Genomic DNA, 24,479 nt, shown 5'->3' with positions numbered 1-24,479 from the left:
TAACAACACTTTATTGTTGATCATTTTTACTACATAAAGATCAGCTTGTTATATTTTTAATCAAGGTCATTTGAGATTAAATTTAACTTTTATTTAACTTTTTGTGGGTGGGATGATTTTATTTATTTGTTAATATTGAAGTCTTTCCCCTTTGTGGATGATTTTGAGCGTGTTAGGCTTTTTGGTGTTCATGTTGTCTATAATAAATAGCATGGGCTTTAAACTTATAGAGAATGACTAGCGATTAACTAAAGAGTCACTTTTACTTATGCATGAATCCTTGACAATTGCATTGCTTCAAGCGAGAGAAACCGCTATGGGTTTTTTTCGACCTATTTTGAAGAGCTATAACTTAACTGAACAGCAATGGCGTATTATTCGTGTACTTGCGAGTAGCCGTTCTATTGATTTTCATGACTTAGCTTGTCTCACTTGTATCTTACGCCCAAGTCTGACAGGCATTTTGACACGTATGGAGCGTGATGGGCTTATCTTCCGCCTGAAGCCTATGAATGATCAGCGTAAGCTGTATGTTTCTTTGACTCCGGCTGGGCAAGAGCTTTATGAGCAAGCAAAAGGACAGATTGCTGAGGGATATAAGGCGATTGAGGACGCTTTTTCTCCAGAAAAATTGGTCCAACTTTTAGGGTTATTGGATGAATTTATTGCTATTGGGAACCTTTCTCAACAAGATTTGGATGAAGAATGCGAACTGTAGCTTGAAGGTTCATTAATGTGTGAATTAGTTAACTCACCAAAAAATCAAGTTTAATACCAGGTACAGTATAAAGGCCGCCGTAATGAATTGCACAAGAGTATTGATGCAGTATATTGCGGCGGCTTTTCTGTATCAGTCGAAACGTATAGCTCATAATTTAGCAGAAAGAGGGAGTCGGATTGCCCTCTTTTTGCTATACCCACTAAGCTGACAAGACAATTTTCAGTGCTTTTTCTTGAGCCGCATTACCAAATATTTCATAAGCGGTTTCTATTTCACTCAATGGATAATGATGAGTGACCAGCTTTTCAGGTGCAATTTTGCCGGATTGAACGCTTTTCAGCAGCATGGGAGTACTGCTTGTGTTTACCAGTCCAGTGGTAATGGTAATGTTTTTGATCCAGAGGCTTTCCAGATGCAGGTCAACAGATTTGCCGTGGACACCAACATTGGCAATGAATCCACCTGCTGCAATGATGTCTTGGCATATTTTGAAGGTCGCAGGGATACCCACACATTCAATAGCCACGTCTACACCAATGCCGTCAGTCAGTTTATTGATAGCTTCTACGACGTTTTGTCTTGCCGGGTTGATAACCGTATTAGCACCAAACTGCCGGGCGACGCTAAGGCGGTTATCATCAGTATCTATCATGATGATATGTGCCGGGGAGTAAAATTGTGATGCCAGTAACGCCGATAGCCCAACTGGCCCAGCACCAATTAAAGCGATAGTCTGGCCTGGTTGGACCTTGCCATTGATAACACCAATTTCAAGGCCAGTTGGCAGAATGTCGCTGAGCATTAATGCTGCTTCTTCATCGACGCCTTCTGGCAGGCGATGCAGGCTATTATCAGCATGGGGAATACGCACTTTTTCTGCCTGTGTACCATCAATTTTGTGTCCCAGGATCCAGCCACCATCTTTACAGTGCGCATAAAGCTGGCGTTTACAATAGTTGCAACTGCCGCAGACGGTGATACAGGAAATGATTACCTTATCACCGACTTTGATATTGCGTACCGATTCCCCAGTTGATTCAACGATCCCAATACCTTCATGGCCCAATATTCGGCCTTGCTCGACAGTAGGAACATCGCCCTTGAGGATATGCAGATCTGTACCACAGATGGTGGTTTTGACGATACGGACGATAGCATCTGTTGGTTCAATGAGTTGGGGTAGAGTCTTTTCTTCCCAGCGTTTTTTTCCGGCTCCATGATAAACAAGTGCTTTCATATAACCCCCTTCACAGGTAATGGTTGTGATTTATGGTGTTAAGAATGACAGTAATCCAGAGCACACGATTGACGTTATCTGTTGCTTAAAGTTTAGCAGATGTAAACATTTTCGATTTTCAGCGTGCTTCCCAGAGTCAGCCGTAAAGTAGAGTTTGTTTATCAGGTGCGCCGTAAAACCCCGTCCTTCAGAGGGTGTCGTAAAAGCTCATGTTATCCATTAAGATCGGCGCTCTTCCTTTAGGCGCCGATCTTTTATGACCTTATTCACCCGAAAACTGGAATCGTCTGTTCACACCCAACGTCAATTTGTCAAAGCGCAGCATTTACCTGTATTGGATGGCTCTCTTTCCCTTGGGGATTATCTCAAGCAAATGGGAGAACGCAGTGCACTTATTGTCGCGGAGAGCCTGGATGAACAAGACTGGGGACCTTTCGAACGTCATTATGCTTCAACAGGCAGGGCTCCTTATTCTCCCCGCTCCATGATGGGGATCCTGCTTTATGGGATCATGAAAGGACAGCGTTCGCTCAGAGCACTTGAACGCTTGGCGCGTTTAGATTTGGGCTGTATTTGGGTCAGTCAGGGAATTACCCCTGATCATGCCAGTCTTGGACGTTTCATTTATCAGCATCAAACTGTCCTGACGGGGATGTTTTTTAAAGAGCTGGCCTTATCTGTTTTGCGCCGCAGTCAATCCGGTATTTCGTGTCTGGCTGGTGACGGGACAGTGATTGAGGCCATGTGTTCTCATTATCATCTTTTGACTCAGGCAGCCATTTCCCGCGAAAAAAAGCCCCTCAGTGCAGCGCCTGCCACGGGGCAGACAGAGAAACGTCTTCAGCAATTGGAACAGGGCACAGAAGTATTACGACGCCGGCAAGAAAACCGGGAAAAAAAGGGGAAAGATGGTAGCCAGTTACGTATTAATCCCACAGAGCCAGACGCTGTCGTCCAGAAACTCAAGCGGGGAAAGGGATTTTCAACAGCCTATAAACCGTCTGTTTTAGTCAACACAGGACGTATTATCGTCGCCCAAACCGTAGATCCATCCAGTGAGACACGGGTAATGGCGGATTTATTGGTGCAGAATTTCAATTGATCGGGATATCATCCGGACAAATTGTTGTTGGATGCCGGTTATTTCCATGACGCGGTGATGGCTGAGGCACAAAAATATCAGATCCCGCTGTTTTGCTCTGAAAATTCAACCCGGCAGAGCCCCCGAACAATCTCCCCCAAATCGTTATTTATCTATGAGGCTGAGAAAGACACTTATCTCTGTCCTGCCCATCATTCATTATCGTTGAAAAGCCCCGTGGCCGCGTCAGAAAAAGCGCGAGGTTATCGGGTCTATAGCCGTGCCAATTGCCCCCAATGTCGGCAAAAAACCCAATGTACACGGGCCAAAGGCGGAAGAAAAATAAAACGCTATCGGGAAGATGAAAAGCGGGATGAACTGCGTTTGCATATGGCTAACCCTGAGTCAAAACGGATATTGAGTCAACGAAAGAGCAGAGTAGAACCGGTATTTTCAGCTTTGCGGGGAATTCAGGGACTGGAGCGCTTTCGGCGTAGAGGATTATCAGCGGTAAAGCTGGAATTTACCCTGCATGCGATGGCCTATAACTTATCAAGAGCAGTGGCTCTGATATTATGGATGATTTTCAGCCTGTTATTGGTTCAAATAACAGGCACTGAAAAATGGGAGAGGATCTCAACTTAACGCGTTGCAAAAATGACCTCCCCCCTTTTACGACACCCTCTTCAGGGCGGGATATAAGGCGCGGTTTTCCGACTAACCTGGTGTTTTCTGCTGCTCGATGTATTGCCGGATGATCGAGATCGGCGCACCTCCGCAACTGCTTGCAAAATAGCTCGGTGTCCACAGAACGCCTTTGTAGTAATAGCGTAGAGCAATATCTGGACGGTCACGCCGAAGCAGCCTGCTGGAAACGCCTTTAAGACTGTTGACCAGATTCGATACTGCGAGCTTTGGCGGGGAGTTGATCAGCAAATGCACGTGGTCGTATTCGCCGTCCATTTCAACCAGTTCAACCCCAAAATCAGCACATACGCTGCTAAAGTAGCTGCGTAGCTTTTCGATGGCATCAAGATCGAATATCTTTCGTCGATACTTGGCGACGAATACCAAGTGGACTTGCATCAGGAAAACACCGTGTCTTCCGCGTCGAATATCAGTTTCTTTTGTCATAGACCAAAGTATAATGATAGTCATGATACGACTTCAAGCCTTCAAATTCCAGTTAAGACCAAATGGTCAGCAGGAGCGCGATATGCGACGCTTCGCAGGGGCTTGTCGCTTCGTTTTTAACCGTGCACTGGCACTCCAGAATGAGAACCCTGCAGCAGGGAATAAATATCTCCCCTACACCAAAATGGCTTCATGGCTGATTGAGTGGAAATCCGTACCTGAAACACAATGGCTGAAAGAATCTCCCTCGCAACCGTTGCAGCAGTCACTGAAAGATCTGGAGCGCGGCTACAAAAATTTCTTCCAGAAGCGGGCTGCATTCCCCCGCTTCAAAAAACGTGGTCAACATGACTCATTCCGCTACCCGCAGGGCGTGAAGCTCGATCAGCCCAACAGTCGAATCTCGTTGCCAAAGTTAGGGTGGATACGCTATCGCAACAGCCGTGAAGTCATTGGCGAAGTGAAAAACGTCACGGTCAGCCAGTCATGCGGCAAATGGTACGTCAGTATCCAGACTGAATACGAAGTGACTGACCCTGCTCACAATGCAGAATCAATGGTCGGACTGGATGCCGGAGTAACAAAACTTGCCACGCTTTCAGATGGCACGGTATATCAGCCAGTAAGCAGCTTCAAAGCAAACCAACGTAAGCTGGCAACACTCCAGCGGCAGTTGAGTCGCAAAGTAAAATTCAGCGCAAACTGGCAGAAACAAAAACGGAAAATCCAGGGTTTGCACTCGCACATTGCCAATATCCGGCGCGACTACCTTCACAAAGTCACCAGTGAAATCAGCAAAAACCACGCGATGATCGTCATTGAAGACTTGAAGGTCAGTAACATGTCGAAATCGGCAAAAGGCACGGCAGAGAAGCACGGAAGAAACGTCAGAGGCAAATCAGGCTTGAACCGCTCGATACGGGATCAAGGCTGGCATGAAATGCGCCGTCAGCTTGAGTACAAGCAGCTCTGGCGCGGTGGTCAGGTAGTGGCGATACCTCCGGCATACACCAGCCAGCGGTGTGCCTGCTGTGGTCATACGGCGAAAGAAAACCGTCAGACGCAAAGTCAATTCGTGTGTCAGGTATGCGGCTACACCGCGAACGCGGATGTAAACGCCGCACGTAATATTTTAGCGGCAGGACATGCCGTGCTTGCCTGTGGAGGGATGGTGCAGTCAGACCGCCCGTTGAAGCAGGAACCCACCGAGGTGAGTCAGGCTTCGGTCTGAACGCTGTAGGAATCCCCGTCCTTTAGGGCGGGGAGGATGTCAACAGTTGTTAATTTTACTTGCTTCTTTCAGAAAATCGTAGTTTTTTGCTCCCAGAGATTCCAGCTCTCCATTTGGCAACCAGCGTACTTGCTCGCCAGTGCGATAGAGCCACTTATGCTTGGTATATTGAACAAACGGGTTGGCAATAAGCTGTTTTGCTGCCAATACTGATTTCTCCCAATATTTATTGTCCAATCCTGGCCCAGAGAGATAAAGCTCGCCCTCTAACCCCATAGGCACCATTTGTAATCGTTCATTCAACACATAGGCTTGGATATCTGATATTTCAGCAGATTGTGATTGTCCAATTGCCTGTTGATAATGTTTCCGTACCAAATCAAACAATAGAGGATCGGGTTGTTTTGATCTACCGTATTCCAGTAATGTCTGTATCTGAGCAGGCGTTAGTAAAGGAAACTGTAATATTGGCGTTTCGGGATGAGACAAGGCATTAACCAACAATTGCTGGAATTGTTCACCTAACGCTTTGATTTGTTTTGCATGGAAAAGGTTAGGATGATAGCGGATGCGAAAAGCCCAATGACCTTCTTTCAGATGATATTCTAATATCCATTCTGTGACGGCTAAATCGTTATTGAAACGATTACCGTAATGGACCTCACATCCGTCTAATTCCAGATTGAGATCCTTAAAACTGGCCTGATTGATACCGACATTGAACTTATTGATAAGATCGGTGGGTACGGCTTGGAATATAGGCAAACTTGAAAAACGCAAATCAGGCTGAGCCTTCAATGATGCGCTATAGTTTAACGTAGCCTGATAGAGAGAATTAAAACTATCCATCTCACTAAAATGTAGGGAGAAAATAGTCGCATTGATTTGTGCACCGAGCGAAACGGATGCCCCGCCAGCGACTGCAATAGGATAAATAAGATGAACGACACCAGTTCCAGTATACTGGGCCACTAATGTTGCCCATAACGTTTTAAATACGAGGAACGGTTTACAAGGGGATAAAGATTTTGTGAGACTATTCCAATCTTCCAATGGCAAGTTGAAACGAAATTCATTAGGTAATTCAGGCTCACCTATCGCTTGTTGAGGTAAATAGGGCAATGGATTACTGGTCGTTATTTTTGACAAATATTTGTTCCAGTATTGTTTGGGGTTATATTTGCCCAATAATTGTAAAAGTTGACGATCTTGTTCAAATTTCTCTGATGCTTGTTGCAGCGTCATGGGGGAATGGCGCAGAGGACGTTGGTTGTACAGATCAGCGATATTGTGAAAAAACTCTTCTATACCTTGTCCATCACAGATGATATGGTGCCGTACAATGAGCAAGTGAAATTGCTGTTCTGTCTCTTTGATTAAACCAAAACGAACTACTGGCCCTTTTCTGAGGTCAAATGGGCGCAGAGCAAACTGATTCAATTGTTCTTCATTATTAGAAAGGTATGTAAACTCAATATCATCTGAGCCAAATATCCAATATAACTCATCATTTTCTTCTTCAATCCGATATTTGAATAAAGGATAAAGATTAATAAATTCTTGCAGAGTCCATTTTAATCTACTTTCATCTAAATTTCCCTTAATATTCTGTTCTATAACAATATTGTATTTAGGTGAGTGAGGTTCGAGAACCCATGATTTCCAAAAGAAATGAATAAATGGAGAAGCCAAAATCTTGTCCATGTGAATACTCCGCTATGATTATAAATTATATTCAATACAGACTGATAACTGTTTTTAAGCATATTTAGTCCGTATCATTTGTTAAATGAAAAGAACAGTGAATTAAATCTACTCCAATAATGAAATTAATCGTTATCGCAGGAAGTAATTTATTGATATTTAATATTACCGCTTTATGACATTATACATTTTCTTAATTTGATTCTTCTGTCTGGCAAAGAAGGGGATTTTTTTGTCAGTGCATTGATTTATAAAAAACTTATTCATTGATGCAGTTTTGCCATTATTAAGTTATACGCATTAAACTTCAAGTTGCAGTTTACAACACTCTATGAAACCTGATTTCTCCCCGCGAAGCGGGGAGAAATCATATACATCTTGAAGTTAGATTGGTATATGTGTTTGAAAAGGATACCTATAGCTCGGAAACGATTAAAGACTATTTTAAGTAAATCAATATCCATAAAATATTAAGAACTAAAATTTTAGTGGCAGTTATTTAATGGCTGTGTTGATCATGGTAGGCGTGATCAATATGCTTTAATCTCATATGATCACGCTGACATTTATTTCCGGTTTTATGAAAACGGTGTTACCTGACCCCTATTATCCCTGCCGATACGCTAGTGCTACCGTTAAAGATTGCACCAAACATAAGGTGGCAGATTGAGAACGGAAGGCATCAACTTGGGCTTCCTTCACCACAAAGCAAATATCGCTGAAACTTGCGAGTGGGCTAATTTGGCTATCCGTGATGACAATTTGCTTCGCACCCGCCTGTGCCGCTTTTTCACTGACCATCACCGTTTCTTCGGCATACGGCGTAAAGCTGATAGATACCACGATATCTTGAGGGCCAATCATATTCATCTGCTCGTGGAACATCCCCCCTAAGCCATTGATAAGCAGGGGGCGGCATTCCAGATGGCTGAGGGCATAGGCAAAATATGAGGCAACACTGAAAGAGCGGCGCAGGCCGATAATGTGAATATTGTCGGCATTCGCCAGTAAATTCACTGCCTTATCCAAATCCTCTGCGGGAGTACGGGCTGCGAGTTGCTGCATGGCTTGAGCGTTGGAATGAGCAAACTCCTGTAAAATATGCTGAGGATCTTCTGGTATCTGATGATCGTTATCCAGCTCTTTAAACAGCCGTGCCCGATCGGTATAGCTGGCGGTCTCTTCCACCAAATTCAGGCGAAACAGTTGCTTCATTTCATTGAATCCACTGAAATTAAAGGCATTGGCGAAGCGGATCAAAGTGGAAGGTGGAACATTGGCTTCTTTGGCAATAACGGCAACAGTATCAAATGCGACACTATTCGTATTATCCAGTACATATCTTGCAACTTGTTGTAACCGTTTACTCAACTCACCATAACGGGATCGTACTTGTTCTTGAAGTTCATTCAGATTAGATGCAGCAGACATCAGGCCCTCCATTTGCATAAAAATAGCGTGTTGATCACATTAATTAAAGCGCATTTCAAATTCAATTGAAAATGAAATATATATTTCATATATCTGTAGCATCGTGATTAAACGCTTATATACCAATCTCACTTCAAGATGCGTGTAATGTTGTAAATTGCAACTTGAAGTTTAATCGTATAGTTCAATAGCAACTTGCCAGTTCAATCTTAATTGAATTTAGAGAGGCTCAGAATGGAACAGATTAAAAACTTTATTGGCGGGCAACTCGTTGATAGCCAAAGCGATCGCATTTCACTCATTTTCAATCCAGCTACAGGACAGGAGATTCGAACGGTTGCCTTGAGTGCAGCCCATGAGGCTGAACATGCCATTGAATCTGCCCATCTGGCCTTTAAGGAGTGGTCAAAAAACTCGCCGTTGAAACGTGCACGGATTTTGTTCAAATTCAAATCATTGCTTGAAGAAAACCAGGATAGACTGGCAAGGTTGATTTCTGAAGAGCATGGAAAAATTTATTCTGATGCGGTGGGGGAGTTAACTCGTGGCCTCGAAGTGGTCGAATTTGCTTGTGGTATCCCGCATCTGCAAAAAGGGGAGCACTCTGCCAATGTAGGAACGGGAGTTGACAGTCACTCCCTGATGCAACCTTTGGGTGTTTGTGCCGGTATCACGCCATTTAATTTTCCTGCCATGGTGCCAATGTGGATGTTTCCTATCGCACTAGCGACGGGAAATACCTTTGTCCTGAAACCTTCTGAAAAAGATCCCTCACTTTCGATTGAACTGGCGAAATTATTGCAACAAGCCGGTTTGCCGGATGGTGTGTTTAATGTTGTGCAAGGGGATAAAGAAGCTGTTGATGTACTACTGACCGATCCGCGCATTCAGGCAGTGAGTTTTGTCGGTTCAACCCCGATAGCAGAGTATGTCTATGCCACTGCTTCAGCGCACGGCAAACGTTGTCAGGCATTAGGTGGTGCAAAGAACCACAGTGTCTTGATGCCAGATGCGGATATGGACATGGCTGCAAATGCCATCATGGGGGCGGCATTCGGTGCGGCAGGGGAACGCTGTATGGCATTGTCGGTTGTCGTCGCGGTTGGGGATGAAGTTGCAGATAGATTGGTAGAAAAACTCCGGCAACAAATAGCTCAAATGTCGGTGGGCCCTGGTATTTCCAATGGAAAAGAAAACGACATGGGGCCAGTGATTTCTCAGCAGCACAGGGCAAAAATCTGTGACTACATTTGCAGTGGAATAGAACAGGGCGCAAAATTATTGGTTGATGGGCGAGGATATCCGGTGGCAGGCCATGAAAATGGCTATTTCGTGGGGCCAACGCTGTTTGATTATGCCACGCCGGATATGAAAATCTATAAGGAAGAGATTTTCGGCCCGGTGCTTACCCTTGTCCGCGTACCGGATTATGACACAGCATTGAACTTGATTAACCAGCATGAATATGGCAACGGAGCGGCAATTTTTACCTGTGATGGTGAAACGGCGCGTCAGTTCAGTGAAGACGTTCAAGCGGGTATGGTTGGTGTGAATGTCCCCATTCCAGTACCGATGGCATTTCATAGTTTTGGTGGCTGGAAGCGTTCCATTTTTGGGCCACTGAATGTACATGGTAATGACGGGGTGCGCTTCTATACCCGCATGAAAACCGTCACCAGCCGTTGGCCCGCCAGTGTGCGTTTAGAACATCACGATAGCCATTTTGTGATGCCAACGATGGAGTAGCCATGTCATGAAAAACGGAGCAATAAAGACCAAGAAAATGACGATGGCTCAAGCCTTGGTCAAATTTCTTAACCAGCAATATATCAATGTTGATGGGGAAGAATATCCTTTTCTTCGAGGTGTGTTCACCATATTTGGTCACGGTAATGTGGTGGGATTAGGGCAGGCATTGGAGCAGGAGCCTGGGCATCTTCGCGTTTATCAAGGCTGTAATGAACAGGGGATGGCACATATTGCGACGGGGTTTGCCAAACAGAAAAAACGTCGGCAGATTTTTGCCGTCACCTCCTCTGTTGGGCCTGGCGCGGCCAATATGGTGACGGCCGCCGCAACAGCAACAGCGAATCGTATCCCATTACTATTATTGCCGGGAGATACTTTTGCTTGTCGTCAGCCTGATCCCGTTTTACAGCAGATTGAACAATATGGCGATGGCACCATAAGTACCAATGATTGTTTCCGGCCAGTATCCCGTTATTGGGATCGCATTTCGCGGCCGGAGCAATTGATGACAGCCATGCTCCACGCCATGCGGGTATTGACGGATCCGGCAGATACGGGGGCGGTCACGATCTGTCTTCCGCAAGATGTTCAGGGAGAAGTGTGGGGTTATCCAGATGACTTCTTCCAGAAACGAGTTCACCATATTGAACGTCGTCCTGCTTCTCAGGTGCGAATTCAACAGGCAATTGCACTGATTCAGCGCAAGAGAAAGCCGCTGTTGATTTGTGGTGGTGGCGTACGTTACTCCGAAGCTCATGACGCTTTACGCCATTTTGCTGAAATCTTCCATATCCCATTTGCTGAAACTCAGGCGGGAAAAAGTGCGATTGTGGCTGCCCATCCCCTAAATTGTGGCGGCATTGGCACGACAGGTTGTTTGGCGGCGAATCAGTTAGCTAAAGAAGCCGATTTGATTATTGGCGTTGGCACCCGTTTTACCGATTTTACGACGGCCTCAAAGTCACTGTTTCAACACCCAGAAGTGGAATTTCTTACCATCAATGTTGCAGAATTTGACGCCTGCAAACTGGATGCTGTAGGCGTTCTGGCGGATGCCAGAGAAGGACTCAATGCCATTGCACAGGCATTATCAAAAACAGCATGGCGTTCGGCGTGGCAGCAAGAAATTTTTCAGGCGAAGGCAGCTTGGCAGCAGGAATTGGAAAGATTGTTTTCCATTCAATATCAGGCCGGAATCAAGCCAGAGATTGCCGGACATTTGGATGAAAAATTGGAAGAGTACAGTGAAACGTTACAAACCAGTCTGACCCAAACCCGTGTACTTGGTTTGATGGATCAGTATCTGGAACCCAATGCCATCATTGTGGGGGCTGCGGGTTCTCTGCCGGGCGATTTACAGCGCGTTTGGCAACCGAAAGTGCCTGATACTTATCATCTTGAATATGGCTATTCCTGTATGGGATATGAAATTGCTGCATCATTGGGGGCAAAACTCGCGTGTCCTGAACAGCCGGTTTACGCAATGGTTGGTGATGGTTCATATTTGATGTTGCACAGTGAATTACAAACGGCTATTCAGGAAAACATTAAGATCACTGTGCTGCTGTTTGATAATGCGGGATTTGGTTGCATCAATAACTTACAGATGAGCCAAGGTATGGGCAGTTTTGCTACGGAGAATCGTTATCGCAATCAGCAAAACGGCAGATTGGATGGCGCCTTAATACCGGTGGATTTTGCCAGGAATGCGGAAAGCTACGGCTGTAAAAGTTATCGGGTGCATGATGAACAACAATTAATTGCCGCTTTGCAGAATGCGCAGAAGCAGCCATGTGCAACGTTAATCGACATTAAAGTTTTACCAAAAACCATGACGCATGATTATGAATCATGGTGGAGAATAGGAACTGCGCAGGTTGCTGATAATCCAGACATTGCTGCATCAGCGGAAAAAATCAGGGAATATGTGGAGAAAAAAGTGCGTCAGTATTAAGTATTAGCCGATATTGGATAGCATTGATCAAGACTGAGCGCAAAATCCATGTGTTATATAGACGCTGTGGTTTCTGTGCTCAGCCCGTGTTTAAAATATTTGCCGATAAACGGCCACGTTATTCTTTATTTGTACCAGGTTGGTTATTGCCAAATTAGGGGGAAAAGCCATTATCATTGCGTCCGACTTCATTTTGTTTATGTGCATAGTCACCCAGATATACAGTGTTTTGTCACTGATACCCAGAGAAACAGGATTACTACTTCTTTTTTTCACGCTTCCAAAGTATTAATTTGATATCCTTATGCTTTTTAGATTCATTTGTGGAATAAATAAGCAATGGTTTTTCTGTAGGTGATAAAAAACAGCTATACCAATCTAACTTCAAGATGCGTGTGATATCTCCCCGCTTCGCGGGGAGATATCAGGTTTCATATTGTGTTGTAAATTGCAGCTTGAAGTTTAATGCGTATATATTTTCTTTGATATGCTTTTAATATAAAAAAGAAAACAGGTGATAGCCCAATGTATTTCACTTTTGAGTTGAGGCAATCTGCCGCAAATGCTCGATTTATTATCTTCGTTTAATATCTGTTTCATGACGACCGATGATTATGGGCGTTATACTAGAAAAACTGAATCAGGAAATTATCTTGTAGAAAATGTTTATACAGTGCAAGAACAGCATAATCTCAATTTGAGGATATTGAGAGAAAGAGAACTATTCACAAAATAATATATATTAAATAAGGAAGGATGTTGAAGATAACGGAATTTTGAATACCTGTGAAACTAACGGCATTGTATTTATTGCTTATAGTCCTATAAGCAGAGGGTTATTATCTGCACAATATAAAACTAGCGCTGATCTTGGTCATAATGATTTTAGACGAACACTTCCACGTTTTTCTGATGAAGCTATTGAAAAAAACTACGTAATATTTAAGAAAATTGAAGAAATTGCAAGATCAGTAGGTATCACACCAACACAGCTTGCTATTTCTTGGGTGATAAATAGAAGAGAGAATATCATCACTATTCCAGGAATAAAGACTCTTAAATATCTAAAGGAAAACAGCGCGGTTAATAGTATGGTATTACCGAAAAATATTTTTGAAAGTATAAACGATATTCTTTCAGTTTATGAAATTTTTGGTAAGCGTTACTCCGATACTATGTTAAGAGAGTATGGTTTATAATATTCTTAGTCTGAATATTTTCAACTTCAGACTTTTTGAAAAAGATAAGAAAAAATTTATGCGCAAGAAAATATTTTCTATTTTTATAATGGTTACATTTTCCACTATAGCACAGGAATATCCACTTGAATGGTATTTCCTTATGGGGTCGATCAAGGATGGTGATCTCTATAGTAACGTCAGCGTAAAAAAACTGAAAGAAAGTGGTAATTTCGGATTAGGTGGATTTTCTTCTTTTTCAGGTGAGTTAATATTATTAGATGGACAAGTTTATAAAATACCCTATGATGGTGTTCCTATTGTTTCCAATAATGATGACCATGCAACTTATGCAAAATTTACTACATTTTTTCCTGAACTGACATTTGAAACATCAAATATCAGTAAAAATACATGGTACATATTCTACATTGAACTACCGAACTCTGGTTAAGCAGAAATCACCATATACGAATCCTATTTATGCAAAATTCATTGATCATCCCATGAAATTAGAGGACAAGTCTGGGACTATCCTAGGTTTTATAAGTCCAGAATATATCAAGAGTGGGATTGATTATCCCGGCAGTCATTTACATTTTATTTCTGACAACCGAACAAAAGGAGGCCATATCTATGACTTCATGTTTATATCTGAGAATTGTCAGATAAGTGTATTACCTGATTCTTATTATAAAGCTTTATGTCAGAAGTGCGGTTCTTCTGATAATCGGGTAATGCTTGTGCGGCCGGATTCTTATATTGAAAGTTTTGAAACGGCACAAAATATAATGTCGACGCTAAAAAATACTTTAAGAAAAGGAGAAAAAAATGAAACAGTACCAGTTGAAAATTCATAAGGATAAATATATTCCTGTGATGGTAGATGCTAAATTACCAGAGCTTGAACCTAGTGAGATTCGAATCGCAATGGATGCTTGGAGTATAAATTATCGCGATCTGCTGATTTCTGCTTTCAATTCTGACATTTCACGCGAAGGTCTGGTACCACTTTCTGATGGTAGCGGAATTATCGTAGAGGTTGGTACAAATGTTAGTCGCCTTAAAGTTGGGCAACGTGTTTGTCCTATTTTTTTCCATGACTGGAGAACAGGCTCGTTCAAGGAAACCGATATTCAGTCTGCATTAGGTGGCAGTTTCCCTGGCGTATTATCCGAGCAGATTGTTATCGACGAAAAATCAGTTGTCGTAATACCCGAGCAATTTTCTGCCATAGAGGCATCTACGTTACCTTGTGCCGCAGTAACTGCATGGCAAGCACTTTTTGTTCGTGGAAATTTAAATGAAAATTCAACCGTACTTATTCAAGGAACAGGTGGGGTCGCACTGTTTGCCCTGCAATTTGCTAAAGCGGTAGGAGCGAAAGTCATTATAACTTCATCTTCGGATCAGAAACTCCAATTTGCGCAGAAATTGGGCGCAGATGTGCTTATAAATTATCAGAAAATTCCAGAGTGGGATAAAGAAGTTAAGATAGCGACTGAAGGGGTAGGTGCCACGCACATCCTAGAACTTGGGGGACCGGATACCTTTTCTCTATCGTTGAATTGCCTCTCTGCTGGCGGTTATATTTTGCAAATTGGAGTTTTAACCGGTTTTGGTGCGCAAACTAATCTTATGCGTCTGCAATCAATCAATGCCACAATTTGTGGAATTAGTGTGGGTTCGCGCGTACATTTTGAAAATATGATTGATTTTATGATTCGGCACAATATTAAACCGATCATTGATATGATATTTCCCTTTACTGAAGCTACTAAAGCTTATAGTTACATTGCTAGTGCCAAGCATACCGGAAAGATTTGTATTACCCATGAATAATATCAATGAGTCAATTTCTATTTATTATCTTTTCATAACTGCAAACATTGATGTTAAAGGGGTAGACGCCATGAGGAATGTTTGTAACTCATTCTGGCTATTAGCAAACGGGAACCTCATGGTGTCTTTTGTCAGGGTTAGAATCTAAAATCGATTCATAAAGACCACTTATAGTACTATAGTTTTATTCCTTAACTTCAATGATGAATTGCTTAAAAAAATAAATCGATGTTGACTATCCGAAGATGCTTTTATAGTGCGCTTTTTTCATTTTGTGAGCTGATCCAAAATTTAACGGTAAAAATTTTCGCGGATCGATAGAATTTCCATTTTTTCTTATCTTAAAATGTAAGTATGCCGAAGAAACATTTTCTCCCATAGTGGCTATTTTATTTCCACGTAAAACGATGCCCCCTACTTTAACCAAGATAGTATTATTGTTCCTATAGGCACTTAAGAAAGTATCACTGTATCTAATCACAATCAGATTTTGTAGCCTTTGAGAGTATCTCCTGCATAGACTACCTGACCATTTTCGGTAGCCAAAATAGCTTGATCACGCTCACCAAATATATCGATTTCCGGTTCTTTTTCATTAAGCCCAATTTTATTCCTGATGTCGGCCATATCCATTGGTTCACTTCATGAGACTGATCATATATATCGGATTTTTTCTCTTCTACCCTATTTTGAGCACATGCATTGATGAGTGAAGGAATAAAAATCAGGAAAACTATTTTTTTACCACTAATTAATAAATTAAAAATATTTCTCATTTTAATATCTTTTTTATAAATTTATAAAATAACACCATTCAACTCTGTTTATACCAATCTAACTTCAAGATGCATGTGATTTCTCCCTCGCTTCGCGGGGAGAAATCAGGTTTCATAGCGTGTTGTAATTGTAACTTGGAGTTTAATGTGTCTAGGTGTTGTTAAAATTCTGTGTTTGTGTCACTACACGCTTTCTGGTGATATCACACGTGATAACAGGCAGATTGTCCCGCGATTTTGCTCATAAGATATGGAAACGGTCAGGCAGCGTAGACATTGCCGGCAAGATGCACGCCAGATGAAAGTTATGAGCCAGCTCTAAAAAATAAAATTTTCAAATAAAGAAAAATTGAAATAAATATTTTATTTGATATGTTTTCATCCACACCAAAAAGCAGATACCAAGGTATCAAGGAGCATTTATGTTCAATATTGCATTATTTGGCGCTGGACGAATTGGGCAGGTTCACGCTGTCAACATTGCCAACCACAAAGAAACTTGCCTCTATTCTGTGATAGATCCACATCTGACAAGTGCTAAGACATTGGCACATCAATATCAAGCAAAAATACAGGCCACTGAAGAAGCGATGTCAGATCCTGATGTTCATGGTGTCCTGATTGCATCAGCAACGGATACCCATGCCGATCTGATAGAACTGGCCGCCCGACACAATAAAATGATTTTCTGCGAGAAACCGGTTCACCTTGATCTTGAACGGGTTCGCCAGTGCCTTGCTACGGTAAAAACGTGTCAGGTTCCTCTGTTTGTCGGATTTAATCGTCGCTACGATCCGCAGTTTCGGCAGCTGAAAAACTTGTTTAATGCCGGAACCATTGGCAAGGCAGAATCTCTGCTTATTATCTCCCGTGATCCGTCTCCCCCACCTTCTGAATATGTGCGTGTATCTGGTGGTATGTTCAGGGACATGACCATTCATGACTTAGATATGGCTCGTTTTATCATTGGTGAAGAGCCATGTGCTATTTATGCCCAGGGCAGCAATCTGGTTGACCCAGCTATCGGTACGGCGGGTGATATCGATACTGCGTTTATTGTCATAAAATTTCCATCGGGGGTAATGGCAACCATCACCAATAGCCGTCGTTCCGGTTATGGTTATGACCAACGGTTGGAACTGCATGGCGAAAAAGGGCTTCTGACTGCCGGAAATATAAAGGAAAACAGTGTGGAATTCTGGGGAGAAAATGGTTGTACCGCCGCGAAACCAGAACATTTCTTTTTGCAACGTTACCGTGACGCATACATCGCAGAATGGAGCCATTTTGTTGATGTCATGGCTGGCAGGGTAATGCCTGAGACAAATGGTATTGATGGAGAACGGGCTTTATATCTCGCAGACAAGGCACTCGAATCCTTGCAATCCGGTAAAGAAATCAAACTATAACGATAATATTCAATAACAAACATTACTGGAACATTTATTTCATAAAAATCACATATCTGTTCCGGCAGCCATAACTGCGGCAGGCCGTTTTGTACCCAATAGATTTCTGAGGGCGGTGGCAAAGGAGCTAATCCTCAGCGGAGGTAACTATATGGCTCTAAACGGTTAATCAGGGGGGAGGGTATATGTTAGCTTTTCTTTCTTTTATGGGTTTTACCTTATTGGTAGCCGGGTTTGCTTATTATAAAACGCACAACAAACAATTAAGTGATTCGACTGAAGGCTATTTTCTTGGCGGGCGTTCCTTGACAGGAATATATATCGGCAGCTCCATGTTGCTAATGAATCTGTCTACAGAACATTTGGTCGGCTTGAATGGGCTGGCGTTCAGGACTGGTTTTATTGTTATGGCCTGGGAAGTGATTGCGGCTTTAACTATTGTCCTATTTGCTATTTATTTCTTGCCAAAATATCTGAAATTAGGAATTTCAACCATCCCAGAATATCTTGAACGCCGGTTTGATAAAAACACGTTGTTAATTACATCAATCCTATTTTTGGCGATGTATGTGATCTCATTATTACCTATCGTTCTGTATACAGGAGCGATTGCTCTGGAAAGTCTGTTTCAGGTTTCCCAAGTTTTTCAAGTCGATAAAACCACGGCACTCTGGATCATGGTTTGGGGAGTGGGGGGATTGGGGGCAATTTACGCCATCTTTGGTGGGATCAAAGCGATTGCAGTTGCCGATACCATTAATGGCGTAGGCTTGATTGTGGGCGGCTTGATGGTAACGGTGTTTGCCCTGTTGTATGTGGGAGATGGCAGTGTATGGAAAGGGTTAACTGATGTCTACCAGACCCATCCAGAGAAGTTTAATTCCATCGGCAGTGAAGATTCACTTGTGCCATTCTCGACCCTGTTCACAGGACTACTTATCTCCAACATGTTCTTTTGGTGTACTAACCAATCCATTGTGCAGAAATCATTGGGCGCTAAGAATCTGGCGGAAGGGCAAAAAGGCGTAATGTTATGTGCTTTATTTAAGCTCATTATTCCTACCATTATTATCTTACCAGGAATAATTGCATTCCATATTTTTAATGGCCAAATAGACAACCCAGATAATGCCTATCCTGCATTAGTGCAACTGGTATTGCCCAAAGTGTTGGTTGGTTTCTTTGCCGCGGTAGTTGTGGGAGCTGTATTTTCGACATTCAGCGGTGGTCTCAACTCTTCCGTGACATTATTTACCGTCAATATTTACAAGCCACGGATTAATCCGAATGCCACTGAAGCACAGGCTGTGACAGTCGGTAAATATTTAGGCATTGCTCTTGCACTGGCAACGATGCTCATTGCCCCATTTGTCGCTAACGCACCTGATGGCTTGTTCTACCTGATTCAACAGCTACAAGGGATCTTCAATGCTCCGATCCTCAGTGTCGTTCTGGTTGGGTTGATGACAAAACGGGTTCCCCCGATTGCAGCAAAGCTGGGATTGTTGTTTGGTATGTCGGCTTACATCATTTGTCACTTTATCCTGAACTTCAATATTCATTTCTTCCATCTGGTTGGCATTCTGTTTGTCCTGAATATCATTTTCATGTTGACGATTGGGTATTTTTTCCCAGCTGAATCTTATCAGGAAGTGTATACAGAACAGGTGGATATTACCCCTTGGTCGATGGTTAAACCGGCAGGATGCTTAATTACACTGGCTGTTGTCTCCATGTATGTTTTCCTTGCTGAGAACGTGCCGGCTTATGTGATGGCGCTCTACTATCTCTTTGTCGCTAGTATATTGGGCTATGTTTTCTACCAGATAGGCAGGGTGTTATTTAAACGTCCGGTGGTGGCGAGCACATCAGAAAAAACAGGGATATCAGAAAAATAAGAGCGCAATTAGCAGAAAAGTCCTTACTGGATCACGATGTCAAATTTATGTTCCCAATTTTATTTAAAATAAATGTTTCTTGTGGAATCAGAAGGAATTGCAATCAATCTCAGTTGGTTAGCTGGAGAACAAAGCTAAGAACTAAGAACCCAGATAGTGAAACCAAAGATTAAAAGCGTAGAGGATCAATTGCATGAAAGAGATCCGTATCGGATTAATTGGCACAGGCTATATTGGCCGAACTCATGCCATTGCTTATGCCCAGGCGCCTACAGTATTTCCGCTAAAGGGGCGATTGATACGTGAAATGGTTGCTGATGTGACGGCAAAGCAGGCTGGTGAACAGGCAAAAGTCCTTGGATTTAAGCGCTCGACAGGCGACTGGCATGAATTAGTTTCTGATCCGAGAATTGATGTTGTTGATATCTGCACGCCTAATTTTTTGCATAAAGAAATGGCGTTGGAAGCTATCAGGCACGGTAAGCATGTCTATTGTGAAAAACCATTGGCATTGAACTCTTATGATGCAAAACAGATGGTAGAAGCTGCCACTCAAGCAGGAGTTAAGACTCTGGTTGGCTTTAACTACATGAAAAACCCTACAGCACAGTTGGCGAAAGAGATTATTGCCAATGGTGAAATTGGTGAGATTGTGCATTTTTACGGTACTCATAATGAGGACTATATGGCTGATCCTCTTAGCCCAATCCACTGGCACTGTTTTAAAGAACATGCAGGATTGGGAGCCTTGGGAGATTTAGCAGCCCATATTATCAACATGGCGCACTATTTGGTGGGGGATATTGTGACTGTTTGTGGTGATCTGGAAACGGTAGTGAAAATGCGCCCTGAAAAAGCAGGCTCTTCTGTGATGCTCCCGGTTGAAAATGAAGATCAGGCACATGCAATGGTGCGTTTCGATACAGGAGCAATGGGAGTCATTGAAACATCCCGTATCGCGTGTGGCCGCAAAATGGGGTTGAGTTATGTAGTCACAGGCACTAAAGGCACACTGAGTTTTACGCAGGAAAGGATGGCAGAGTTGCAGCTTTATCGTCATGACGAGCCTGCAAATCGCCAGGGATTTAAAACTCTTCTAGTGGGGCCTGAGCATCCCGATTATGCCCCTTTCTGCAATGGTGCAGGGCATGGCATCGGCTTCAATGACCAAAAAACCGTGGAAATTCGAGACCTGATAGAGGGTATCGCTTTGGGAAAAGATATGTGGCCTGATTTTACTGAAGGTTGGAAAGTTTCACGCATTTTGGACGCTATCTTGTGCTCCCACCAAGAGAAACGCTGGGTTAATGCCACTGAAATTAACTAAAGTCTGGTTTCCGGCAGGCTCAAAGGGGTAACGAAAGCGAACAATATAAGGCGTTCAGCAAAATAGCGTATCCGGTAAGAGGTGAATCAATGGAACAGCATAGAAAGTTGGATGTGATCTGCATGGGACGTATTGCGGTTGATCTGTACGGTCAACAAATTGGTTCCCGTCTGGAAGACATGACAAGCTTTGCAAAATACTTAGGTGGCTCTTCAGGTAATGTCGCCTATGGAACAGCACGTCAAGGATTAAAATCCTCAATGCTGGCAAGGGTTGGTGATGAACACATGGGCCGATTTTTGCGTGAAGAACTGGAGCGGGTGGGTTGTGATACCAGCCATTTGATCACCGACAAAGAGCGGCTAACGGCTTTGGTTTTACTCGGCATTAAAGATAACGAAACTTTTCCGCTGATCTTTTACCGTGATAATTGCGCTGATATGGCGATCTCCCGAGATGATTTCAGTGAAGATTATATTGCATCTGCCCGTTGTCTGGCGATCACCGGAACTCACCTTTCCCATCCACAAACTCGTGATGCTGTTTTGACTGCTCTGACTTACGCCCGCCGCAATGGTGTCAGGACTGTTATTGATATCGATTATCGTCCGGTACTGTGGGGATTGACATCATTAGGTGACGGTGAAACTCGTTATATCGCTTCTGAACCAGTGACAGCACAATTGCAAGAAGTGCTTTCCCTGTTTGACTTGATTGTGGGAACCGAAGAGGAATTTCATATTGCGGGTGGCACTACGGATACTGTCGAAGCTTTGCGTCGAATACGGACATTAACGGCGGCAACATTGGTTTGTAAGCGTGGTGCATTAGGGTGTTCGGTATTTGCTGCCAATATTCCCGATACCTTAGACGAGGGGATCACTGTACGGGGCGTCAAGGTAGAAGTCTTGAACGTTTTGGGGGCTGGGGATGCCTTTATGTCTGGTTTATTGCGCGGCTACCTTAATAACGAAAGTTGGGAACAGGCTTGCACTTATGCCAATGCTTGTGGAGCGTTGGTTGTTTCCCGTCATGGGTGTGCGCCCGCTATGCCAGATAAGACGGAGTTAGATAACTATTTAAGGCGAGCAACAGAAGTACGATCCCCAGATTTAGATCCACATCTCAATCACCTGCATCGGGTTAGCAATCGTCATAAACAATGGGATGAATTATGTGTCATGGCATTTGATCATCGTATCCAGTTTGTCGAAATGGCGCGCGAGGTGAATGCTGGTCTTGAGCGAATTCCACAGTTGAAACAACTCCTGTTCCGTGCCAGTCAGGAAGTCAGCACAGAAGCTTATTTGGCAGGAAGAGCGGGGATATTATGTGACAGCAGTTTTGGTCAAGATGTACTGAATGCTGCAACAGGGAAAGGGTTATGGATTGGTCGTCCGATTGAACTGCCTGGCTCCCGACCACTTTGCCTCGAACATGGTGATATTGGTTCCCAGCTAGTTAGTTGGCCGCGGGAACATATTGTTAAATGTTTAGTTTTCTTTCATCCAGAAGATCGCCACCCACTGCGTCTGGAACAGGAAAAAACCGTACAAGAAGTTTATGCCGCCTGTTGTCAGTCTGGTCATGAATTGTTGCTGGAAGTGATTTTGCCAGTCGATATGCCCCATTCTGATGAGCTTTATCTACGGGCGCTCCAGCGTTTTTACAATCTTGGTATTAAACCGGACTGGTGGAAATTGCCACCGATGCAATCTGCAACCTGGGACCAAATCGCTGCATTAATTGGACAGCGTGACCCTTATTGTCATGGGGTTGTGATCCTTGGCCTTGATGCACCGGAAACGATCTTAAAAGCCAGTTTCAATGCAGCAGCGGGTAAATCTATCGTCAAAGGTTTTGCTGTTGGCAGAACGCTATTTGGTCAGCCTTCACTGCAATGGCTGGCGGAAGAAATAGATGATGAAACGCTTATCCAGAAAATAAAAACTAATTATCACAACCTGATTGACTACTGGAATCAGCGTAGCTAACTGAATAAAAAAGCAAATAGAACATCATTTTTTTTCACCTTACAGGAGGAACCTCATGGCTGTTCAACTTGGCATCAACCCCCTGACCTGGACCAATGATGACTTGCCGTCCTTGGGGGCAGAAACACCGTTAGAAATTTGCCTGACAGAAGGGCGACAAGCAGGGTTTGCAGGTTTTGAGTTGGGTAATAAATTCCCTCGCCAGGCACAGATTTTAGGCCCCATTTTGGCCGCTCATGATTTAAAACTCGTATCTGGCTGGTATTCTGCTGAACTATTAACACGCAGTGTTAAAGAAGAAATAGCTGCTGTTCAACCGCATTTAACCCTGTTGCGGGAATTGGGGGCTACTGTGATGGTGTTTGCCGAAGTGACTCATTGCATTCATGGCAATCAGGATAAGCCAGTGTATCTTCGTCCACTGTTTCCGGCAGAGCGTTGGCAGGAATATGGTGAAAAACTGACAGAATTTGCCCGTTATACTCAGTCACAAGGCATACAGATTGCGTATCATCATCACATGGGAACGGTGATTGAAAGTGCCGAAGACATCGATAACCTGATGGAAAATACGGGTGAGGAAGTGGGATTGTTATTGGATACCGGACATCTCACTTTTGCGGGGGATGATCCGTTAACGGTGGCAAGACGTTGGTGCACACGTATTAATCATGTGCATTGCAAAGACATTCGTCCAGACGTGTTAAAAGATATCAAAAATCGCAAAACCAGTTTTCTGGATGCGGTATTGAGCGGTGTTTTTACCGTACCAGGAGATGGTTGCGTCGATTATCCGGCTATTTTTGCGATCTTGAAAGCGAATAACTATCACGGTTGGTTGGTGGTTGAAGCAGAGCAAGATCCTGCTGTTGCCCACCCACTGACTTATGCCACGCTGGGGTATCGTAATTTGCATAAATTTGCCAAAGAAGCGGGATTGATTTAAACGCGGAGATTGAGGGGAGGTTAAATGTCTAAACTACTGTCAAAATACCACGCACCAAATCAGGGCAAACGAACGCAGCATATTACGCCGGAAACAGCAGACTGGGGATATGTTCATTTTGCGGTTTATGAACTGAATGTAGGGGAAATCATCACGTTACCCGCTTCAGAAAATGAGACGTGTTTGGTACTGGTGGCAGGAAAAGCCACGGTAGTAACACCTCAGCAACGGTTTGAAAAAATTGGGGAGCGCATGGATCCATTTGAGCGTAAAAAGCCTTATGCCGTCTATGTGGCACCTAATGAAATGATGGAAATCGTTGCCGAGACTCAACTGGAACTGGCGGTATGTCAGGCGAAAGGAAAAGGCAGTTATCCCACCCGCTTAATCGCCCCACAAGATATTGGGGCTGAACAGCGCGGCAATGGTAATAATCGACGCTATGTCCATAATATCCTGCCAGATGATCAACCGGCGGATAGTCTGCTGGTTGTTGAAGTCTATACCGATGAAGGATGCACCAGTTCTTATCCTAGCCACAAGCACGATACTGACAATGAGCCGCAAGAAACTTACTTGGAAGAGACATACTACCATCGCCTTAATCCACCCCAGGGTTTCTGTGTCCAGCGAGTCTATACCGACGACCGCTCGTTGGATGAAACAATGGCGGTTTATAACAAGGATGTGGTGATGGTGCCAAAAGGGTATCATCCTGTGGCTACCATTGCGGGTTATGACAGTTACTACCTCAATGTTATGGCTGGTCCGACACGCAAGTGGTTATTTACCTGGGAAAAAGATCATCAATGGGTTAATGGCAAAGAATATGCGGAGAAACATGCCAGCCGTTAGGTATTGCTCCCA

19 protein-coding genes and 1 pseudogene are annotated in these 24,479 nt (G+C 43.4%); 15 read left to right on the top strand and 5 right to left on the bottom strand.

The window, feature by feature from the left end:
• Positions 1–268 precede the first annotated feature (268 nt).
• Entirely contained in the window at positions 269–718 is a 450-nt protein-coding gene (gene hpaR / locus WDV74_RS12740) for a homoprotocatechuate degradation operon regulator HpaR (protein ID WP_338883143.1), read from the top strand.
• A 202-nt stretch (positions 719–920) separates the two neighbouring features.
• On the opposite strand, the gene WDV74_RS12735 is transcribed toward hpaR, so the two are convergent.
• Positions 921–1,958, bottom strand: a complete 1,038-nt coding sequence (locus tag WDV74_RS12735) for a zinc-dependent alcohol dehydrogenase family protein (protein WP_338883141.1) — start codon at positions 1,956–1,958, stop codon at positions 921–923.
• A gap of 256 nt (positions 1,959–2,214) precedes the next feature.
• Here WDV74_RS12735 and WDV74_RS12730 point away from each other — a divergent pair, with 256 nt between their 5' ends.
• Together WDV74_RS12730 and WDV74_RS12725 are read left to right on the top strand one after the other, a co-directional pair.
• On the top strand, positions 2,215–3,060 hold the full coding sequence (locus WDV74_RS12730; RefSeq protein ID WP_338883140.1) for a transposase: 846 nt from the start codon (positions 2,215–2,217) through the stop codon (positions 3,058–3,060).
• A 57-nt stretch (positions 3,061–3,117) separates the two neighbouring features.
• Positions 3,118–3,684 (top strand): transposase, encoded by a 567-nt coding sequence (locus WDV74_RS12725; RefSeq protein WP_338883139.1) that lies wholly within the window; start codon positions 3,118–3,120, stop codon positions 3,682–3,684.
• 72 nt (positions 3,685–3,756) lie between these two features.
• On the opposite strand, the gene tnpA is transcribed toward WDV74_RS12725, so the two are convergent.
• A complete protein-coding gene (gene tnpA / locus WDV74_RS12720) occupies positions 3,757–4,173 on the bottom strand; it encodes an IS200/IS605 family transposase (protein ID WP_338885521.1) in 417 nt (138 codons plus the stop codon).
• A gap of 22 nt (positions 4,174–4,195) precedes the next feature.
• Between tnpA and WDV74_RS12715 the strand changes: the two genes are divergently transcribed.
• Complete coding sequence (locus WDV74_RS12715; protein WP_338883137.1) at positions 4,196–5,404, top strand: transposase; 1,209 nt, start codon at positions 4,196–4,198, stop codon at positions 5,402–5,404.
• A 39-nt stretch (positions 5,405–5,443) separates the two neighbouring features.
• On the opposite strand, the gene WDV74_RS12710 is transcribed toward WDV74_RS12715, so the two are convergent.
• Positions 5,444–7,108, bottom strand: a complete 1,665-nt coding sequence (locus WDV74_RS12710; RefSeq protein ID WP_338883135.1) for a condensation domain-containing protein — start codon at positions 7,106–7,108, stop codon at positions 5,444–5,446.
• Between the two features lie 606 nt (positions 7,109–7,714).
• Positions 7,715–8,539 carry a MurR/RpiR family transcriptional regulator gene (locus tag WDV74_RS12705; RefSeq protein ID WP_338883134.1) on the bottom strand — a complete coding sequence of 275 codons (825 nt, stop codon included), beginning with the start codon at positions 8,537–8,539 and terminating at the stop codon, positions 7,715–7,717.
• 234 nt (positions 8,540–8,773) lie between these two features.
• Here WDV74_RS12705 and WDV74_RS12700 point away from each other — a divergent pair, with 234 nt between their 5' ends.
• The 5 genes and pseudogenes from WDV74_RS12700 (at position 8,774) to WDV74_RS12680 (ending at position 15,262) form a co-directional block, all read left to right on the top strand.
• Entirely contained in the window at positions 8,774–10,285 is a 1,512-nt protein-coding gene (locus WDV74_RS12700) for a CoA-acylating methylmalonate-semialdehyde dehydrogenase (protein WP_338883133.1), read from the top strand.
• Positions 10,286–10,307: 22 nt separating this feature from the next.
• A complete protein-coding gene (iolD, locus tag WDV74_RS12695; RefSeq protein ID WP_338885608.1) occupies positions 10,308–12,242 on the top strand; it encodes a 3D-(3,5/4)-trihydroxycyclohexane-1,2-dione acylhydrolase (decyclizing) in 1,935 nt (644 codons plus the stop codon).
• 776 nt (positions 12,243–13,018) lie between these two features.
• A complete protein-coding gene (locus tag WDV74_RS12690; RefSeq protein ID WP_338883132.1) occupies positions 13,019–13,441 on the top strand; it encodes an aldo/keto reductase in 423 nt (140 codons plus the stop codon).
• Positions 13,431–14,280: pseudogene (locus WDV74_RS12685) on the top strand (acetolactate decarboxylase). Before WDV74_RS12690 ends, WDV74_RS12685 begins: the two are co-directional and overlap by 11 nt.
• On the top strand, positions 14,252–15,262 hold the full coding sequence (locus WDV74_RS12680; RefSeq protein WP_338883131.1) for an NAD(P)-dependent alcohol dehydrogenase: 1,011 nt from the start codon (positions 14,252–14,254) through the stop codon (positions 15,260–15,262). The pseudogene WDV74_RS12685 and the gene WDV74_RS12680 overlap by 29 nt, the downstream one beginning before the upstream one ends.
• 483 nt (positions 15,263–15,745) lie before the next feature.
• Here WDV74_RS12680 and WDV74_RS12675 read toward each other — a convergent pair whose 3' ends face one another.
• Entirely contained in the window at positions 15,746–15,895 is a 150-nt protein-coding gene (locus WDV74_RS12675) for a hypothetical protein (protein WP_338883130.1), read from the bottom strand.
• Between the two features lie 565 nt (positions 15,896–16,460).
• Between WDV74_RS12675 and iolG the strand changes: the two genes are divergently transcribed.
• From iolG to iolB, 6 genes are all read left to right on the top strand, one after another.
• Complete coding sequence (gene iolG / locus WDV74_RS12670) at positions 16,461–17,447, top strand: inositol 2-dehydrogenase (protein WP_338883129.1); 987 nt, start codon at positions 16,461–16,463, stop codon at positions 17,445–17,447.
• Between the two features lie 185 nt (positions 17,448–17,632).
• Positions 17,633–19,345, top strand: coding sequence for a solute:sodium symporter family transporter (locus WDV74_RS12665; RefSeq protein ID WP_338883128.1), 1,713 nt, complete (start codon positions 17,633–17,635; stop codon positions 19,343–19,345).
• 193 nt (positions 19,346–19,538) lie between these two features.
• Complete coding sequence (locus WDV74_RS12660; RefSeq protein WP_338883126.1) at positions 19,539–20,672, top strand: Gfo/Idh/MocA family oxidoreductase; 1,134 nt, start codon at positions 19,539–19,541, stop codon at positions 20,670–20,672.
• An 89-nt stretch (positions 20,673–20,761) separates the two neighbouring features.
• The gene (gene iolC, locus WDV74_RS12655) at positions 20,762–22,666 is read left to right on the top strand and encodes a 5-dehydro-2-deoxygluconokinase (protein ID WP_338883123.1); all 1,905 of its coding nucleotides are present in this window, start codon (positions 20,762–20,764) and stop codon (positions 22,664–22,666) included.
• A gap of 55 nt (positions 22,667–22,721) precedes the next feature.
• Complete coding sequence (gene iolE, locus WDV74_RS12650) at positions 22,722–23,612, top strand: myo-inosose-2 dehydratase (RefSeq protein ID WP_338883122.1); 891 nt, start codon at positions 22,722–22,724, stop codon at positions 23,610–23,612.
• 24 nt (positions 23,613–23,636) lie between these two features.
• Positions 23,637–24,467 carry a 5-deoxy-glucuronate isomerase gene (gene iolB / locus WDV74_RS12645; protein ID WP_338883121.1) on the top strand — a complete coding sequence of 277 codons (831 nt, stop codon included), beginning with the start codon at positions 23,637–23,639 and terminating at the stop codon, positions 24,465–24,467.
• The last annotated feature ends 12 nt before the right edge of the window (positions 24,468–24,479 follow it).

The organism is Xenorhabdus sp. TH1 (genome assembly GCF_037260955.1).
Classification (GTDB): Bacteria; Pseudomonadota; Gammaproteobacteria; order Enterobacterales; family Enterobacteriaceae; genus Xenorhabdus; species Xenorhabdus griffiniae.
Note: the sequence above shows the minus strand (reverse complement) of the source record. Positions and strands in the feature narration are given on the sequence as shown.

Coding starts and splice junctions, on each gene's coding strand:
- hpaR (WP_338883143.1), top strand. CDS start 269: ATGCATGAATCCTTGACAATTGCATTGCTTCAAGCGAGAGAAACCGCT.
- WDV74_RS12735 (WP_338883141.1), bottom strand. CDS start 1,958: ATGAAAGCACTTGTTTATCATGGAGCCGGAAAAAAACGCTGGGAAGAA.
- WDV74_RS12730 (WP_338883140.1), top strand. CDS start 2,215: ATGACCTTATTCACCCGAAAACTGGAATCGTCTGTTCACACCCAACGT.
- WDV74_RS12725 (WP_338883139.1), top strand. CDS start 3,118: ATGGCTGAGGCACAAAAATATCAGATCCCGCTGTTTTGCTCTGAAAAT.
- tnpA (WP_338885521.1), bottom strand. CDS start 4,173: ATGACAAAAGAAACTGATATTCGACGCGGAAGACACGGTGTTTTCCTG.
- WDV74_RS12715 (WP_338883137.1), top strand. CDS start 4,196: ATGATACGACTTCAAGCCTTCAAATTCCAGTTAAGACCAAATGGTCAG.
- WDV74_RS12710 (WP_338883135.1), bottom strand. CDS start 7,108: ATGGACAAGATTTTGGCTTCTCCATTTATTCATTTCTTTTGGAAATCA.
- WDV74_RS12705 (WP_338883134.1), bottom strand. CDS start 8,539: ATGTCTGCTGCATCTAATCTGAATGAACTTCAAGAACAAGTACGATCC.
- WDV74_RS12700 (WP_338883133.1), top strand. CDS start 8,774: ATGGAACAGATTAAAAACTTTATTGGCGGGCAACTCGTTGATAGCCAA.
- WDV74_RS12680 (WP_338883131.1), top strand. CDS start 14,252: ATGAAACAGTACCAGTTGAAAATTCATAAGGATAAATATATTCCTGTG.
- WDV74_RS12675 (WP_338883130.1), bottom strand. CDS start 15,895: ATGGATATGGCCGACATCAGGAATAAAATTGGGCTTAATGAAAAAGAA.
- iolG (WP_338883129.1), top strand. CDS start 16,461: ATGTTCAATATTGCATTATTTGGCGCTGGACGAATTGGGCAGGTTCAC.
- WDV74_RS12665 (WP_338883128.1), top strand. CDS start 17,633: ATGTTAGCTTTTCTTTCTTTTATGGGTTTTACCTTATTGGTAGCCGGG.
- WDV74_RS12660 (WP_338883126.1), top strand. CDS start 19,539: ATGAAAGAGATCCGTATCGGATTAATTGGCACAGGCTATATTGGCCGA.
- iolC (WP_338883123.1), top strand. CDS start 20,762: ATGGAACAGCATAGAAAGTTGGATGTGATCTGCATGGGACGTATTGCG.
- iolE (WP_338883122.1), top strand. CDS start 22,722: ATGGCTGTTCAACTTGGCATCAACCCCCTGACCTGGACCAATGATGAC.
- iolB (WP_338883121.1), top strand. CDS start 23,637: ATGTCTAAACTACTGTCAAAATACCACGCACCAAATCAGGGCAAACGA.